15 protein-coding genes are annotated in these 15,454 nt (G+C 57.7%); 11 read left to right on the forward strand and 4 right to left on the reverse strand.

Going from position 1 to position 15,454, the window contains the following annotated elements:
• Nucleotides 1-16 precede the first annotated feature (16 nt).
• The 5 genes from odhB to brnQ all read left to right on the forward strand — a co-directional run bounded on the left by odhB (nucleotide 17) and on the right by brnQ (nucleotide 6,871).
• Nucleotides 17-1,237: a 2-oxoglutarate dehydrogenase complex dihydrolipoyllysine-residue succinyltransferase gene (odhB, locus tag KW838_RS17415; RefSeq protein ID WP_007977514.1), complete on the forward strand. Its 1,221-nt coding sequence runs from the start codon at nucleotides 17-19 to the stop codon at nucleotides 1,235-1,237.
• A 98-nt stretch (nucleotides 1,238-1,335) separates the two neighbouring features.
• Entirely contained in the window at nucleotides 1,336-2,772 is a 1,437-nt protein-coding gene (gene lpdA, locus KW838_RS17420; protein ID WP_007977515.1) for a dihydrolipoyl dehydrogenase, read from the forward strand.
• A gap of 336 nt (nucleotides 2,773-3,108) precedes the next feature.
• Nucleotides 3,109-4,275 (forward strand): ADP-forming succinate--CoA ligase subunit beta, encoded by a 1,167-nt coding sequence (gene sucC / locus KW838_RS17425; RefSeq protein WP_003223015.1) that lies wholly within the window; start codon nucleotides 3,109-3,111, stop codon nucleotides 4,273-4,275.
• Nucleotides 4,275-5,156: a succinate--CoA ligase subunit alpha gene (gene sucD, locus KW838_RS17430; protein WP_003223019.1), complete on the forward strand. Its 882-nt coding sequence runs from the start codon at nucleotides 4,275-4,277 to the stop codon at nucleotides 5,154-5,156. The genes sucC and sucD overlap by 1 nt, the downstream gene beginning before the upstream one ends.
• A 401-nt stretch (nucleotides 5,157-5,557) precedes the next feature.
• A complete protein-coding gene (gene brnQ, locus KW838_RS17435) occupies nucleotides 5,558-6,871 on the forward strand; it encodes a branched-chain amino acid transport system II carrier protein (protein WP_102701801.1) in 1,314 nt (437 codons plus the stop codon).
• A gap of 88 nt (nucleotides 6,872-6,959) precedes the next feature.
• On the opposite strand, the gene KW838_RS17440 is transcribed toward brnQ, so the two are convergent.
• On the reverse strand, nucleotides 6,960-8,204 hold the full coding sequence (locus KW838_RS17440) for a hypothetical protein (protein ID WP_158248460.1): 1,245 nt from the start codon (nucleotides 8,202-8,204) through the stop codon (nucleotides 6,960-6,962).
• Nucleotides 8,205-8,512: 308 nt separating this feature from the next.
• Here KW838_RS17440 and KW838_RS17445 point away from each other — a divergent pair, with 308 nt between their 5' ends.
• Nucleotides 8,513-9,250 (forward strand): DUF599 domain-containing protein, encoded by a 738-nt coding sequence (locus KW838_RS17445; RefSeq protein WP_007977519.1) that lies wholly within the window; start codon nucleotides 8,513-8,515, stop codon nucleotides 9,248-9,250.
• The gene (locus tag KW838_RS17450) at nucleotides 9,250-9,651 is read left to right on the forward strand and encodes an MAPEG family protein (RefSeq protein WP_095963895.1); all 402 of its coding nucleotides are present in this window, start codon (nucleotides 9,250-9,252) and stop codon (nucleotides 9,649-9,651) included. Before KW838_RS17445 ends, KW838_RS17450 begins: the two co-directional genes overlap by 1 nt.
• 67 nt (nucleotides 9,652-9,718) lie before the next feature.
• Here the strand turns inward: KW838_RS17450 and KW838_RS17455 are convergent, their stop codons facing one another.
• Complete coding sequence (locus KW838_RS17455; protein WP_007977522.1) at nucleotides 9,719-9,991, reverse strand: hypothetical protein; 273 nt, start codon at nucleotides 9,989-9,991, stop codon at nucleotides 9,719-9,721.
• A 159-nt stretch (nucleotides 9,992-10,150) separates the two neighbouring features.
• On the opposite strand from KW838_RS17455, the gene KW838_RS17460 reads away from it, so the two are divergent.
• From KW838_RS17460 to KW838_RS17475, 4 genes are all read left to right on the forward strand, one after another.
• Nucleotides 10,151-10,618: a PaaI family thioesterase gene (locus KW838_RS17460; protein ID WP_218501958.1), complete on the forward strand. Its 468-nt coding sequence runs from the start codon at nucleotides 10,151-10,153 to the stop codon at nucleotides 10,616-10,618.
• A complete protein-coding gene (locus KW838_RS17465) occupies nucleotides 10,615-11,067 on the forward strand; it encodes a PaaI family thioesterase (RefSeq protein WP_102701798.1) in 453 nt (150 codons plus the stop codon). Before KW838_RS17460 ends, KW838_RS17465 begins: the two co-directional genes overlap by 4 nt.
• Before the next feature lie 81 nt (nucleotides 11,068-11,148).
• Nucleotides 11,149-13,053 carry a molecular chaperone HtpG gene (gene htpG, locus KW838_RS17470; RefSeq protein WP_102701803.1) on the forward strand — a complete coding sequence of 635 codons (1,905 nt, stop codon included), beginning with the start codon at nucleotides 11,149-11,151 and terminating at the stop codon, nucleotides 13,051-13,053.
• A 67-nt stretch (nucleotides 13,054-13,120) separates the two neighbouring features.
• Nucleotides 13,121-13,849: a dienelactone hydrolase family protein gene (locus tag KW838_RS17475; protein ID WP_102701797.1), complete on the forward strand. Its 729-nt coding sequence runs from the start codon at nucleotides 13,121-13,123 to the stop codon at nucleotides 13,847-13,849.
• A 92-nt stretch (nucleotides 13,850-13,941) separates the two neighbouring features.
• Here KW838_RS17475 and KW838_RS17480 read toward each other — a convergent pair whose 3' ends face one another.
• Both KW838_RS17480 and KW838_RS17485 read right to left on the reverse strand, forming a co-directional pair.
• Nucleotides 13,942-14,802 (reverse strand): pirin family protein, encoded by an 861-nt coding sequence (locus tag KW838_RS17480; protein ID WP_218501959.1) that lies wholly within the window; start codon nucleotides 14,800-14,802, stop codon nucleotides 13,942-13,944.
• Nucleotides 14,803-14,864: 62 nt separating this feature from the next.
• Nucleotides 14,865-15,281: an OsmC family protein gene (locus KW838_RS17485; RefSeq protein WP_102701802.1), complete on the reverse strand. Its 417-nt coding sequence runs from the start codon at nucleotides 15,279-15,281 to the stop codon at nucleotides 14,865-14,867.
• Between the last annotated feature and the right edge of the window lie 173 nt (nucleotides 15,282-15,454).

The raw sequence follows: 15,454 nt of genomic DNA on the forward strand, positions 1-15,454 counted from the left end.
TAAGGAACCACAGACAATGGCTATCGAGATCAAAGCCCCCACTTTCCCGGAATCGGTTGCCGATGGCACCGTTGCCACCTGGCACAAACAACCGGGCGATGCGGTCAAGCGCGACGAACTGATCGTCGACATCGAAACCGACAAAGTCGTGCTGGAAGTGCTGGCTACCGCTGACGGCGTGCTGGGCGCTATCGTCAAGAACGAAGGCGACACCGTTCTGTCCGACGAAGTCCTGGGCTCCATCGTTGAAGGCGGCGCTGCTGCCGCAGCTCCAGCTGCCGCTGCTGCTCCGGCCGCTGCTGCCGCAGCTCCGGCTGCCGGCGCTGACGAAGACGCTATCGCCGCTCCAGCTGCTCGCAAGCTGGCCGAAGAAAACGGCATCAACCTGGCTTCCGTCAAAGGCACCGGCAAAGATGGTCGTGTCACCAAGGAAGACGTGGTTGCCGCTGTCGAAGCCAAGAAAGCTGCTCCTGCTGCCGCACCTGCCAAGGCTGCTGCTCCGGCTGCCGCTGCTCCTGTGTTCGCTGCTGGCGACCGCATCGAGAAGCGCGTACCTATGACCCGCGTTCGTGCCACCGTGGCCAAGCGTCTGGTTGAAGCCCAGTCGAACATGGCGATGCTGACCACTTTCAACGAAGTCGACATGACCGAAGTCATGGCGCTGCGTTCGAAGTACAAGGATCTCTTCGAGAAGTCCCACAACGGCGTGCGCCTGGGCTTCATGTCCTTCTTCGTGAAAGCGGCCACCGAAGCACTGAAGCGCTTCCCGGCTGTCAACGCCTCGATCGACGGCGGCGACATCGTTTACCACGGTTACGCTGACGTCGGCGTTGCAGTTTCCAGCGATCGCGGGCTGGTAGTACCGGTTCTGCGTAACGCCGAACTGATGAGCCTGGCTGAAATCGAAGGCGGCATCGCCACCTTCGGCAAGAAAGCCCGCGACGGCAAACTGTCGATGGACGAAATGACCGGTGGCACTTTCACCATCACCAACGGCGGTACTTTCGGTTCGATGATGTCGACCCCGATCGTCAACCCGCCACAAGCCGCCATCCTGGGCATGCACAACATCATCCAGCGTCCTATGGCCATCAACGGTCAGGTCGTTATCCGTCCGATGATGTACCTGGCACTGTCCTACGATCACCGCCTGATCGATGGCAAAGAAGCTGTGACCTTTCTGGTGACCATCAAGAACCTGCTGGAAGATCCGGCTCGTCTGTTGCTGGATATCTGATAGAAGCAGCCATGAGCTGCAAGCCCGTGCTGTCGGAAAACCCGCAGCCTGGCTTGCCGCTCGCGGCTTGAAGCTTTTCGCTAAAGAGGATTTTTTGAATGTCGCAGAAATTTGACGTAGTAGTGATCGGTGCGGGCCCTGGCGGTTACGTCGCTGCCATCAAGGCCGCGCAGTTGGGTCTCTCCACTGCCTGCATCGAGAAGTACACCGACAAGGAAGGCAAACTGGCTCTGGGCGGTACTTGCCTGAACGTCGGCTGCATTCCTTCCAAGGCCCTGCTGGACAGCTCGTGGAAATTCCACGAAGCCCAGGACGGTTTCGCGATCCACGGTATCAATCACGCTGGCGTGACCATGGACGTGCCAGCGATGGTCGGCCGTAAAGCCAACATCGTCAAAGGCCTGACCTCCGGCGTTGCGACCCTGTTCAAAGCCAACGGTGTGACCTCCATCCAGGGTCACGGCAAGCTGCTGGCCGGCAAGAAAGTCGAAGTCACCAAGCCTGATGGCTCGGTAGAAATCATCGAAGCCGAAAACGTCATCCTGGCACCAGGTTCGCGTCCGATCGACATTCCGCCAGCTCCGGTTGACCAGAATGTGATCGTCGATTCGACTGGCGCTCTGGAATTCCAATCCGTTCCAAAACGTCTGGGCGTGATCGGCGCTGGCGTGATCGGTCTGGAGCTGGGTTCGGTCTGGTCGCGTCTGGGTGCAGAAGTGACTGTCCTGGAAGCCCTGGACACCTTCCTGATGGCAGCTGACACCGCTGTTTCCAAGGAAGCGCTGAAAACCCTGACCAAGCAAGGTCTGGACATCAAGCTGGGCGCTCGCGTCACCGGTTCCAAAGTGAACGGCGACGAAGTCGTGGTGAACTACACCGATGCCAACGGCGAACAGAACATCACTTTCGACAAGCTGATCGTAGCCGTTGGTCGCCGTCCAGTGACCACTGATCTGTTGGCTGCCGACTGCGGCGTGACCCTGGACGAGCGCGGTTTCGTGCACGTTGACGATCACTGCGCTACCACCGTACCGGGCGTTTACGCCATCGGAGACGTGGTTCGCGGCATGATGCTGGCGCACAAGGCGTCCGAAGAAGGCATCATGGTTGTCGAGCGCATCAAGGGCCACAAGGCCCAGATGAACTATGATTTGATCCCTTCGGTTATTTATACTCACCCGGAAATCGCGTGGGTTGGTAAAACCGAGCAGGCCTTGAAAGCCGAAGGCGTTGAAGTTAACGTCGGCACCTTCCCGTTCGCAGCCTCCGGCCGTGCCATGGCTGCCAACGACACCGGTGGTTTCGTCAAGGTCATCGCAGATGCCAAGACGGACCGCGTACTGGGCGTCCACGTGATTGGCCCAAGCGCTGCCGAACTGGTTCAGCAGGGCGCGATCGGTATGGAATTCGGCACCAGCGCTGAAGACCTGGGCATGATGGTTTTCTCCCATCCGACCCTGTCTGAAGCCTTGCACGAAGCTGCTTTGGCAGTGAATGGCGGCGCCATCCACATCGCCAACCGCAAGAAGCGTTGAGGGCTTTGTGAAAACGTAGCGAGCGACGGAAAGACAAGGCAAAAACAGGTGAGGAAGCGGAGTTGACGTCAGTCAATGAGCATTTCGAACCTGTTTTTAACGCAGTATTTCCTAGCGCAGCAGTTTTCACATGTCCGAAAGAGATAATAAGAAACCACGGCGGCGTGGCCCGTCGTGAGCCTTGCACGCAAGACTCACCGCGGAATATCCGCTGGACGCAGTCTTGCGTAGCTGCACCGGTTGTCCGGAAAGGCTACGCAAGCAGCAGTCACAGGTGGTGCGGCACTGAACAGTGCAGCACCGAATGCGCAGTACCTAACGAAGACGGTAATAAGCATGAATCTTCACGAGTATCAGGGTAAGCAGCTGTTCGCTGAGTACGGCCTGCCAGTTTCCACCGGTTACGCGGTAGACACCCCGGAAGCAGCAGCAGAAGCTTGCGACAAAATCGGCGGCAGCGAGTGGGTTGTCAAAGCCCAGGTCCACGCCGGTGGTCGCGGTAAAGCGGGCGGCGTCAAGCTGGTTCGCAACAAAGAAGACGCCAAAGCCTTCGCACAGCAGTGGCTGGGCAAGCGTCTGGTGACTTACCAGACTGACGCCAATGGTCAGCCAGTCACCAAGATCCTGGTTGAATCGTGCACTGATATCGCTAAAGAGCTGTACCTGGGCGCTGTCGTTGACCGTTCGAGCCGTCGCATCGTGTTCATGGCTTCCACCGAAGGTGGCGTGGACATCGAGAAAATCGCTCACGACACTCCAGAAAAAATTCTGAAAGCCACTATCGATCCACTGGTTGGCGCTCAGCCATTCCAGGGTCGCGAGCTGGCATTCCAGCTGGGTCTGGAAGGCAAGCAAGTTGCCCAGTTCGCCAAGATCTTCGTAGGTCTGGCCAAACTGTTCCAGGATCACGATCTGGCCCTGCTGGAAGTGAACCCGCTGGTGATCAAGGCTGACGGCGATCTGCACTGCCTGGACGCCAAGATCAACATCGACGCCAACGCCATGTACCGTCAGCCTAAGCTGAAGACTTTCCACGATCCGTCGCAGGACGATCCGCGCGAAGCGCACGCTGCCAAGTTCGAACTGAACTACGTAGCGCTGGAAGGCAACATCGGTTGCATGGTCAACGGTGCCGGCCTGGCCATGGGTACCATGGACATCGTCAACCTGCATGGCGGCAAGCCAGCCAACTTCCTCGACGTGGGCGGCGGTGCTACCAAGGAACGCGTTACCGAAGCGTTCAAGATCATCCTGTCCGACACTAACGTCGCTGCAGTACTGGTCAACATCTTCGGCGGCATCGTTCGTTGCGACATGATTGCCGAAGGCATCATCGGCGCGGTGAAAGAAGTCGGCGTGAAAATCCCGGTTGTTGTTCGCCTTGAAGGCAACAACGCTGAGCTGGGCGCTAAAGTACTGGCAGAAAGCGGTTTGAACATCATCGCTGCTACCAGCCTGACCGACGCTGCTCAACAAGTTGTCAAAGCTGCGGAGGGCAAATAATGAGCGTCCTGATCAATAAAGACACCAAAGTTATCTGCCAGGGTATTACCGGTTCGCAAGGTAGTTTCCACACCCAGCAAGCCATCGAGTACGGCACCAAGATGGTTGGTGGTGTAACTCCAGGCAAAGGCGGCACCGAGCACCTGGGCCTGCCAGTGTTCAACACCGTGAAAGACGCCGTAGCGGCCACTGGCGCCACCGCCAGCGTGATCTACGTTCCGGCTCCTTTCTGCAAGGACTCGATCCTGGAAGCTGCTTTCGGCGGCATCAAGCTGATCGTCTGCATCACCGAAGGCATTCCTACCCTGGACATGCTGGACGCTAAAGTTAAGTGCGACGAGCTGGGTGTTACCCTGATCGGCCCTAACTGCCCAGGCGTGATCACTCCAGGCGAATGCAAGATCGGCATCATGCCAGGTCACATTCACTTGCCAGGCAAGGTCGGTATCGTTTCCCGTTCCGGCACCCTGACCTACGAAGCTGTGAAGCAGACTACTGACGCCGGTTTCGGTCAGTCGACTTGCGTCGGCATCGGTGGTGACCCGATCCCGGGTTCGAACTTCATCGACATCCTGAAGCTGTTCCAGGAAGACCCGAAGACCGAAGCGATCGTGATGATCGGTGAGATCGGCGGTTCGGCTGAAGAAGAAGCGGCTGCCTACATCAAGGCACACGTGACCAAGCCGGTTGTTTCCTACATCGCTGGTGTGACTGCTCCTCCGGGCAAGCGCATGGGCCATGCTGGCGCAATCATCTCTGGCGGCAAAGGCACTGCAGACGAGAAATTCGCTGCTCTGCAAGACGCAGGCGTTAAAACCGTGCGTTCGCTGGCAGACATCGGCAAGGCCCTGGCCGAGCTGACCGGTTGGGCTGTCAAGTAAGCCTCGCGCTAGACTGACGCTTCACCAAACAAAGGCCACCTTCGGGTGGCCTTTGTCGTTTCGGGGATATGTGTTGATCGAACTGACGCCTTCGCGAGCAGGCTCGCTCCCACATTGGAATGCGTCCACCTGTGGGAGCGAGCCTGCTCGCGAAGGCGGACTTACAGGCACCAACCATTTACATGCATAAACGCGACACAAAAATGTCGTAGATCGGAATGTTCGCCCTCTAACAGTGCGTTTATCGGCCAAATTCGTTAGGCTACGCGCCATTTTTGCGTCTGCGGCCCACAAGGCACCAACGCGCTAAAAGGGTTGGTCTTATACGGACCGACAGCATTTCCCTCACCCATAGGGAAATCCCTCTCTAAATTCCGATTCAGTAGTGTGGTATTTCCTTAATGAAAGTGTTGAAAGGCCAGGACATACTGGCACTTGGTTTTATGACGTTTGCCCTGTTCGTCGGGGCTGGCAACATCATCTTCCCGCCTATCGTCGGTTTGCAGTCCGGGCCCAATGTCTGGATGGCGGCGCTGGGTTTCCTGGTCACGGCCGTTGGTCTGCCGGTGATCACCGTTGTGGCGCTGGCCAAGGTCGGTGGGGCAATGGATGCCTTGAGCAGCCCGATCGGTAAAGTCGCCGGTGGCCTGTTGGCAGCCGCCTGCTATCTCGCTGTTGGCCCGCTGTTCGCGACGCCACGTACCGCGACGGTATCCTTCGAAGTGGGCCTGGCGCCGCTGACCGGCGAGAGCCCGCTGGCGTTGTTCCTGTACAGCTCGGTCTACTTCCTGCTGGTGTTCTTCATCTCGCTGTACCCAGGCCGCTTGCTGGATACCGTAGGGCGCTTCCTCGCTCCGCTGAAGATCATCGCCCTGGCCGTGCTGGGCATTGCAGCATTCGCCCTGCCGGCCGGAGACATTGGCCAGGCCACGCCTGAATACGTGGCGGCACCGTTTTCCCAAGGCTTCATCAATGGTTACCTGACCATGGATACCCTGGGCGCCCTGGTGTTCGGCATCGTCATCGTCAACGCCATCCGCTCGCGCGGCGTCGAGTCGCCGGCACTGATCACCCGTTATGCGATCATCGCCGGCCTGATCGCCGGCGTCGGCCTGGCGCTGGTTTACGTCAGCCTGTTCCGTCTCGGTTCGGGCAGCCATGAAGTGGCCGCTGGCGCGACCAATGGCGCGGCGGTATTGCACGCTTACGTGCAGCACACCTTCGGTTCGCTGGGCAGTGGTTTCCTGGCCGTGCTGATTTCCCTGGCGTGCCTGGTGACCGCGGTCGGCCTGACCTGTGCCTGCGCCGAGTACTTCAGCCGAGTGCTGCCGCTGTCCTACAAGACACTGGTGATCATCCTCGCGGTGTTCTCGCTGCTGGTGTCCAACCTGGGCCTGACCAAGCTGATTGCGTTCTCGATCCCGGTGCTCACTGCGATCTACCCACCGTGCATCGTTCTGGTGGCGTTGAGCTTCTGCAAGGACTTCTGGCATGAGCAGGGCCGTATCCTCGGCCCGGTCATGCTGGTGTCGTTCATCTTCGGCCTGATCGACGCCCTCAAGGGTGCAGGCCTGGCGGACTGGATGCCGACGCAAATGGCCCACCTGCCGCTGAGCGAGCAGGGCCTGGCCTGGCTGGTGCCTTCGGTGATGACGCTGGTGGTTGCCGTTGTCTGCGACCGTCTGCTGGGCAAGCGCGAAGAAGCGCTGGCTTAAGCTTTACCGGCCCGTCACAAGCAGGCCTGTGAAAAACAGAAATGCCCCGTATCAATCGATACGGGGCATTTTTTTATGGCAAGTGCGCTTATGTTTCACGATAGCGGACCAGCGTTGCAGGATCTGTTTTGGATGTGCCGTCGCCGGACGCCAATATTTTATGGTCGGGCTGAACCCGCACTGATAGCCATTCTTCGCGACCGGATCCGATATCGGTTACCCGGAATCCGCCGTCGCCAAATGAGGTATCAGGCTCCCCGTTTGTTTTATAGCGTGCAATCAGACTGCTTTCGCTGCCTTGCAAGCCTGTTGAACCTACGACAACAAGTCGGTCTGCCGAGGCTGCGGTGATGGCCCTCCATCGACAGGCTTGACCGGAAGGGAGCTGGGTGACGACCGGTTTACCGCCGTTAAAGATAAGGTTGGGGGTGCCGTTGCTATTGAATGCAGCGAGCATTCCTCGTTGTTTGGATCCGGTCGCATCATAAATGTCGGCGTCCATCAGACCGGTGACAAACAAGCTGCCGTCATCGCGTAGAAGCAAGCTGTAAACGAGTGTCGCGGCGTTGCTGCCTTCGGCAATACTGAAAACTACATAGCCTTTGTCTCCAAAACCAAGGTCTGGAGTGCCATTGGCATTGAAGCGAGCAATCGTTCCCTTTCTTGCTCGGTTTATGCCGGCGACGGTAATTTTTCCATTTGCCGTAACCCCTACTGCGTGGGCATTGTGGAGTTGCACACTGAACTCGGAAGCCTCATGTCCATTGCTCAGATATCGCCTGACCTTGTTTCCGGCTGCCGTTATGATTTCATCATTGAGTCCTATCGCCATGGCGAGACGAAGGGCATTGCGCTTACTCTTGGGGGATGCCGGGGTCTTGGGACGCTTTGAGGTACTTGGAAGAGGAGGAATGTAAATGCCCCCAGTTCCAAAAGTATTGTCCAGGGACCCATCTTCAAGAAATCTGGCAAAGGCCAGTTGAGCCAGCTGACCATAGTGTGTACCGATGAGCAGGGTCTTGCCGTCCTTGAGTAAGCAGGCGCCGCTTGTATCTGCGTGGAAATTATCCTTGAAGCGTCCTGTAACGATGCCTTTGTTTCCGAAATCCGGGTCTGGGGTACCATTTTCCAGTAGTTGAGCAAGTTGAAATTGCAGTCGCATCGGCTCTGTGGGAACCCCTTTTGCGGACCCCGCGAGCAGGATTTTTCCGTCGGTGCGAACTCCCAGGATTTGCATGGGCGAGCTGCCAGGAGCAAATTCGTAGAACATGCCGCGATTGGCGAAAGCGGGGTCAAAGCCCTGTTCGAAGGAATCTTTTTTGTTGTGGGACATGATTAGACTCGCTGCGTAAATGGAGTAAATCCCGACACACACATTCATACGGGATGACCGCTCAAATTACTCACCGTTGGACGGCATTGATAGCTGTTAGAAATGACAGCTATTGATGGGTTTTTTCTTATAGTCTCCCTGCATCGATGTTGTTGGCATCCAGCGCATCTTTGCCATAGTGGCGTTGCAGCGTGCCTTTTTCCTTTTGCTCACGTCGAAGCTGTACCTGTGGCTGCGTGGAAAGATCCGGCCAATGAATTAACCGCTGTCACAGCGTTCTCCAAAGTCAGAATCAAACAAGGACCTGCATGTCGTTCATCCAAGCCAACCTGATCCACATCCTTGCCGCCATCTGGTTCGTCATCTGCTGGGGCGGGTACACCCGTTATGCCACCTGGAAAGGCCGTGACACCGCGTGCCTGGCCAGTGTGCTGCACCTCTATCGTGAAGACTGGATGCGCCGCATGCTGCTGCGCGACAACCGCATCGCCGATGCCAGCGTGATCGGTAACCTGGAACGCAACGCTTCGTTCTTCGCCTCCAGTACGTTGATTATCCTGGCCGGTATTCTTACGGTGCTGGGGGCTTCGGAAAGGGCGGTGTCGTTGCTGGCGGATATCCCGATGGTGCAACAGGCGTCCCAGGGCATGTCGGAAATCAAGTTGCTGTGCCTGGCGCTGGTGTTTGTCTATGCGTTCTTCACGTTCAGCTGGTGCATGCGCCAGTACAACTTTGCGGCGGTACTGGTGGGGTCGGCGCCAATGGTGGGCGAGCGTCTTGTGTCGGAGCAGGAGCGCAAGGCGTTTGCTTCCCGTGCGGCCCGCGTCATCTCCATGGCCGCCAACCAGTTCAACTTCGGGCTGCGTTCCTACTACTTCGGCATGACCATGCTGGCCTGGTTTGTCAGCCCCTGGCTGTTCATGTTGATGAGTGCCGGCGTGGTATTTGTGTTGTACCGTCGCGAGTTTCACTCCGACGTTCTCGACGTGATGGTCTATACCCCTACAGAGGCGCCATTGCCCGAGGTGATCAAAGAGGCTGCTTGATGAGTATTCCGTTCTGGTGTGTGTTTATCAGTGCCGTGCTGATTTACGTGGCGCGTATGCCTGTGACCAAGGCCATGAAAGAGCAGGGCGGTTACAACAATCACCTGCCACGCCAGCAGCAGGGCCAACTCACAGGTTTTGGTGCCCGTGCGCTGGCGGCGCATCAGAATAGTTTTGAAGCCTTCATATTGTTTGCGGTGGGTGTGTTGATGGCGCATACAACGCAGACGGCAGGCTGGCTCATCGATTTGCTCGCGATCATCTTTGTGATCACTCGGGTTATTTATCTGGTGTGTTACTGGAAGGACCTTGCCTGGCAACGCAGCCTGGTCTGGCTGGTGGGATTAATCTGCTCGCTGTTGCTGATGATTAGTCCGACTTTTCGAACGATTTTGCTCTAAGCATTTTTTTGAAGGCAAAAGAAAACCCGCACTTGGCGGGTTTTCTTTTGTCACGCTAAAAACCGGATTAGTTCTTAGGCGCTTCCGGAGCGGCTGGAGTGGCCGGAGCAGCCGGAGCCGCCTCTTTTGCCGCTTCCGCGTTCGATTCAGCCTGAGCTTTGGCAGCTTCGGCGTTTTCTTTCGCGGCGTCGTTCACTTTATCCTGAGCTTTGCTCATGTCTTGCTGAGCTTGCTCAGCATGTTTGTTAGCTTCTTGAGCTTTGTCCTCGGATTTTTTATCGCAGGCAGCGAGACCGAGGGAAGCGGTCAACATCAAGGCAATAGCTAAAGTCTTACGCATGGGGTGTTTCTCCTGATGAAAAGCATGTACTGGCATTAAGAGCTCACACATCAGGGTTAAGTTCCTTAATTCTTTCAGATATATAAGTTTTGTTCTAATGCGGAACTTTTACCCGGACTGCCACCGCATTGCACGAACGTAAACAAGAGTGTTTATCAAATGGCTGAAAACCCCGTTTTTGAGCGAGCGAAGCGCTTTTTGTCGGCGCTGCGACATTGTCAGGTACTTGGACTAAGCGTTCACAGCGCCAGCAGCGAAGGGCTGACGATTGTGCTGCCGTACAGCCCGCAGATCGTTGGCAATCCCGAAACCGGCGTGATTCATGGTGGGGCGCTGACCTCGCTGATGGACACGGCCTGTGGCATGGCGACGCTCTGTGTGCTCCCGGAGTTCGAAGTCTGTCCGACCCTCGACCTGCGCATCGACTACATGCACGCCGCCGAACCGCACAAGGATGTCTATGGCTTCGCCCAGTGCTACCGGGTCACCACCGACGTGATTTTTGCCCGTGGCTTCGCCTATCAGGATGATCCCGGGCAACCCATTGCCCATGTGATGGGCACATTCATGCGCATGGGCAAGGGCATCAAAGGCTTTGGTAGCGCCGTCGCCGGAGGTGCGCAATGAGCGAGTCGCTGAAGGATCAATTGCAAAAGGCCCATGAGCAGGGTGATTACGCCTCGCTGCTGGGCTTGATTCCCTATGCCCGGCTGATCGGCGTCGAATGTTCACGGGTGGGCGATGAGCTGCTGTTCAAGCTGCCGGCGAACAAGGACAACATCGGTAACCCTTTGCTGCCGGCGATTCATGGCGGGGTGATCGCCGGGTTCATGGAATTGGCCGCGGCGCTGCACCTGCTGGTGTTTACCGGATCGCCCGGGGTGCCGAAGATCATCGACTTCTCCCTGGATTACCTGCGAGCCGGGCAGTTTCGCGACACCTGGGCCCGATGCCAGGTTTGCCGCCAGGGTCGTCGGGTTGCCAACGTGGCGATTACCGCCTGGCAAAGCACTGAGGCCGAACCCATTGCCACGGCCCGTGCACATTTCAAACTCGAGGAGCCCTTGAAATCCTGAACTCAGCCCCAAACTCTGATGACAACCCGCCGCCGACCCTCAAGGTCGCGGCTTATGCCATCTGATTGGAGTTTGATGACCATGAGTGTGGAAACTCAAAAGGAAACCCTGGGCTTCCAGACCGAGGTGAAGCAGCTGCTGCATCTCATGATCCATTCGCTGTATTCCAACAAGGAAATTTTCCTTCGCGAATTGATCTCGAACGCCTCTGACGCTGTCGACAAATTACGTTTCGAAGCCCTGGCCAAGCCAGAGCTGCTGGAAGGCGGCGCCGAACTGAAAATCCGCGTGAGCTTCGACAAGGACGCTAAAACCGTCACCCTCGAAGACAACGGTATCGGCATGAGCCGCGAAGACGCGATCACCCACCTGGGTACCATCGCCAAGTCCGGCACCGCCGATTTCATGAAGCACCTGACCGGCGACCAGAAGAAAGACTCGCACCTGATCGGCCAGTTCGGTGTCGGTTTCTACTCCGCCTTCATCGTCGCCGACAAAGTTGATGTGTACAGCCGTCGTGCCGGCAGCGCTGCCAGCGAAGGCGTGCACTGGTCGTCCAAGGGCGAAGGTGACTTCGAAGTTGCGACCATCGACAAGGCCGAGCGCGGCACTCGCATCGTCCTGCACCTGAAATCCGGTGAAGACGAGTTCGCCGATGGCTGGCGCCTGCGCAACATCATCAAGAAATACTCCGACCACATCGCCTTGCCGATCGAGTTGCCGAAAGAAGTGGCAGCCACCGAAGGCGAAGAGAAACCGGCCGTTGAATGGGAAACCGTCAACCGCGCCAGCGCTCTGTGGACCCGTCCGCGTACCGAGATCAAGGACGAGGAATACCAGGAGTTCTACAAGCACATCGCTCACGATTTCGAAAACCCGCTGAGCTGGAGCCACAACAAGGTCGAAGGCAAGCTGGAGTACAGCTCGCTGCTCTACGTACCGACCCGTGCTCCGTTCGACCTGTACCAGCGTGAAGCGCCGAAAGGCCTGAAGCTGTACGTGCAGCGCGTATTCGTCATGGATCAGGCCGAGTCCTTCCTGCCGCTTTACCTGCGCTTCATCAAGGGTGTGGTCGACTCCAACGACCTGTCGCTGAACGTGTCGCGGGAAATCCTGCAGAAAGACCCGATCATCGACTCCATGAAGTCGGCGCTGACCAAGCGTGTGCTGGACATGCTGGAAAAACTGGCGAAGAACGAGCCTGAGCAATACAAGGGCTTCTGGAAAAACTTCGGTCAGGTCATGAAAGAAGGCCCGGCAGAAGATTTCGCCAACAAGGAAAAAATCGCCGGTCTGCTGCGTTTTGCATCGACCCATGGCGACGATGGCGAGCAGGTTGTCGGCCTGGCCGAGTACCTGGCGCGCGCCAAGGAAGGTCAGGACAAGATCTACTACCTGACCGGCGAAACCTATGCACAGGTCAAGAACAGCCCGCACCTGGAAGTCTTCCGCAAGAAAGGCATCGAAGTGCTGCTGTTGACCGACCGCATCGACGAGTGGCTGATGAGCTACCTCAGCGACTTCGACGGCAAGAGCTTCGTCGACGTGGCGCGCGGTGACCTGGACCTCGGCAACCTGGACTCGGAAGAGGACAAGAAGGCCGCGGAAGAAGTCGCGAAGTCCAAAGAAGGTCTGGTTGAGCGTCTGAAAACCGCGCTGGGCGAATCCGTTGCGGAAGTCCGGGTGTCCCATCGCCTGACCGATTCGCCAGCGATCCTGGCCATCGGTGAGCAGGACCTGGGCTTGCAGATGCGCCAGATTCTGGAGGCCAGCGGTCAGAAGGTTCCGGATTCGAAGCCGATATTCGAATTCAACCCGGCTCACCCGCTGATCGAGAAGCTCGACAACGAGCAGAGCGACGAGCGCTTCGGCGATCTGTCGCACATCCTCTTCGATCAGGCGGCCCTGGCGGCCGGCGACAGTTTGAAAGATCCGGCGGCCTATGTGCGCCGTCTGAACAAACTGTTGGTTGAGCTATCCGCTTGACTGTGTAGTAGAAAAACCCGCTTCGGCGGGTTTTTTCATTCTGGTGTTCAACAATCAGGAGTCAGAAATGAGCCAGATCACTGTACGTTCCATTGCCTATCAGATCGATGGCCAGGCCTACGAAAGCCGTCTGGCCTTCGATGCCGACCATAAAGGCCCGCGTCCGGGTTTGTTGATGGCGCCGAACTGGATGGGCGTCAGCGCCGGTGCCGAGGAGATCGCCAGGTCGGTGGCTGCCAAGGGCTACGTGGTGCTGATCGCCGACCTTTACGGGCAATCGGTTCGTCCGTCGAACAATGACGAGGCCGGGGCGGCAATGATGCCGTTGAAGAATGACCGTGGGTTACTGCGCAAGCGCATGCAGGTGGCGTTCGAACAGTTGCAGAGCCAGGGCGAGGCGGCCGTCGATACGTCGAAGCTGGCGACCTACGGTTTCTGTTTCGGCGGCTGCTGTGCCCTGGAGTTTGCCCGTACCGGTGCGCCGGTGAAGGCCGCGGTCTCCTTCCACGGCACGCTGGATACACCGAATCCGGCCGACGCGAAAAACATCAAGGGTAAGGTCCTGGTCCTGCACGGGGCTTCCGATCCACTGGTGCCGAAGGAGCAGTTGCCGGCGTTCGAAGATGAAATGAACGCGGCCGGTGTGGACTGGCAGTTGCTGAGCTACGGCGGTGCATTTCACTCGTTCACCGACCCGCATGCGAATGTGCCGGGCATGATGATGTATGACGCCAAGGTGGCTGCCCGGGCGTTCACTTCGATGCACAATCTGCTGGATGAAGTGTTCAGGGGCTGATTGGCCCAGGATCAAAAGATCGCAGCCTTCGGCAGCTCCTACAGGAGAACGCATTTCCCTGTAGGAGCTGCCGAAGGCTGCGATCTTTTGCTTTAAGGCAGTTCAATCCGCTCAACTTCCCCCGGCACCGTCGGCCAGTCCCCGGCCGCCCAGCGCCGACGCGCTTCATCAATCGCCGCCGGATCGCTCGCGACAAAATTCCAGTTGATCCGCCGTGGCCCGTCCAGTGCTGCGCCGCCAAACAACACGGCGTGACTGTCGCTTTCAGCAAACAGAGTCATCTCTTCCCCGACAGGCAATACGACCAGCGAATGCGGCTCCAGCGGCTCACCATCCAGTTGCACCTCGCCGTTCAACACATACAGCGCACGTTCTTCATGCTCGGTGGGAATCAGTAATGTCGTCGCCGTTTGCAGGTGCAGTTCCGCGTACAACGTAGGAGAAAGCACCGGCACCGGTGACTCCAGGCAAAAGCCCGACCCGGCAATCATGCGGATCTTCACCCCCAGGTTTTCGCTGACCGGCAAGGTGGACGCCGGATGGTGGCTGTAATGCCCCGGACCCTGTTCTTTATCCTTTGGGGATGCCAGCCAGATCTGCAAGCCGTGCATCGTGAAGCCGCTCTCCTTGAGTGCCTCGGGCGTGCGTTCGACGTGGGCAATGGCGCTGCCGGCCGTCATCCAGCTGACATCGCCGGTATCAACAACCTGATCGGAACCCAGGCTGTCCTTGTGCTGGATTTGCCCCTGGAACAGATAGGTCAGGGTGGACAGGCCAATGTGCGGATGCTGGCGGATATTCATGCCTTTGCCCGGCGCATAACGGGTTTCCAGCATGTGATCGAAAAACACGAATGGTCCGACGCTGCGGCACTTGGCGGATGGCAGTGGGCGCAGGATTGGCTGGCCTTCGACGTCTTCGGTGCGGGGGCGGATCACGAGCGGAGTGGTCATGGTGCGTTCCAGGCTGGGCGGGTGATGCGTTCGAGCATAACCCGCTTGCGCAGCCCTTGCCGCTATTGGCTGAAGGCGCCTTCGGACAAATGCGTTTCGATGCTGACTTCAGACGTGGTCATCAGCTTGTGGATCGGGCAGCGATCGGCCACGCGGTGCAGCTCGTCGCGCTGGGCGTCGCTGAGTGCGCCCTTGAGGGTCAGTTTGACGTGTAGCGCGTATTGGCCTTTCTGTTCCAGGCTGTTGTCGCGCTTGACCTCGACGCCGACACCGGTCAACGGGATGTCCTTCTTCTTCGCATAGAGCTTGAGGGTCAGGGCTTTGCAGGCGCCGAGCGCGGCATCGAAATAATCGTGCGGTTCCGGGGCAGTGCCTTCTCCGCCTGTCGTGACGGGCACGTCGGCGAAGAGTTCATGGTCATCGATTTGTACGCTGTGGCGAAAGCCTTCGGCAGAAACGGTGTTGACGGTGACGGTCATGGGAAACCTCGGCAGTAGGGAATTCATTCGATCAAAAAAGACGTTGAAGTTATAGAGCATTCCTTTTGTTTCGCGTTCCACTTTCTTGTCGGTGAACATTCAATCTTCGTCCAACTGTCATTTATGACAGTAGCCGGAGTGCGTTATGCGTGGTTGAATCGCCTCGACTGAAC

It is taken from the genome of Pseudomonas sp. PDM27, assembly GCF_019219205.1.
In the GTDB taxonomy this organism is placed as follows: Bacteria; Pseudomonadota; Gammaproteobacteria; order Pseudomonadales; family Pseudomonadaceae; genus Aquipseudomonas; species Aquipseudomonas laurylsulfatiphila.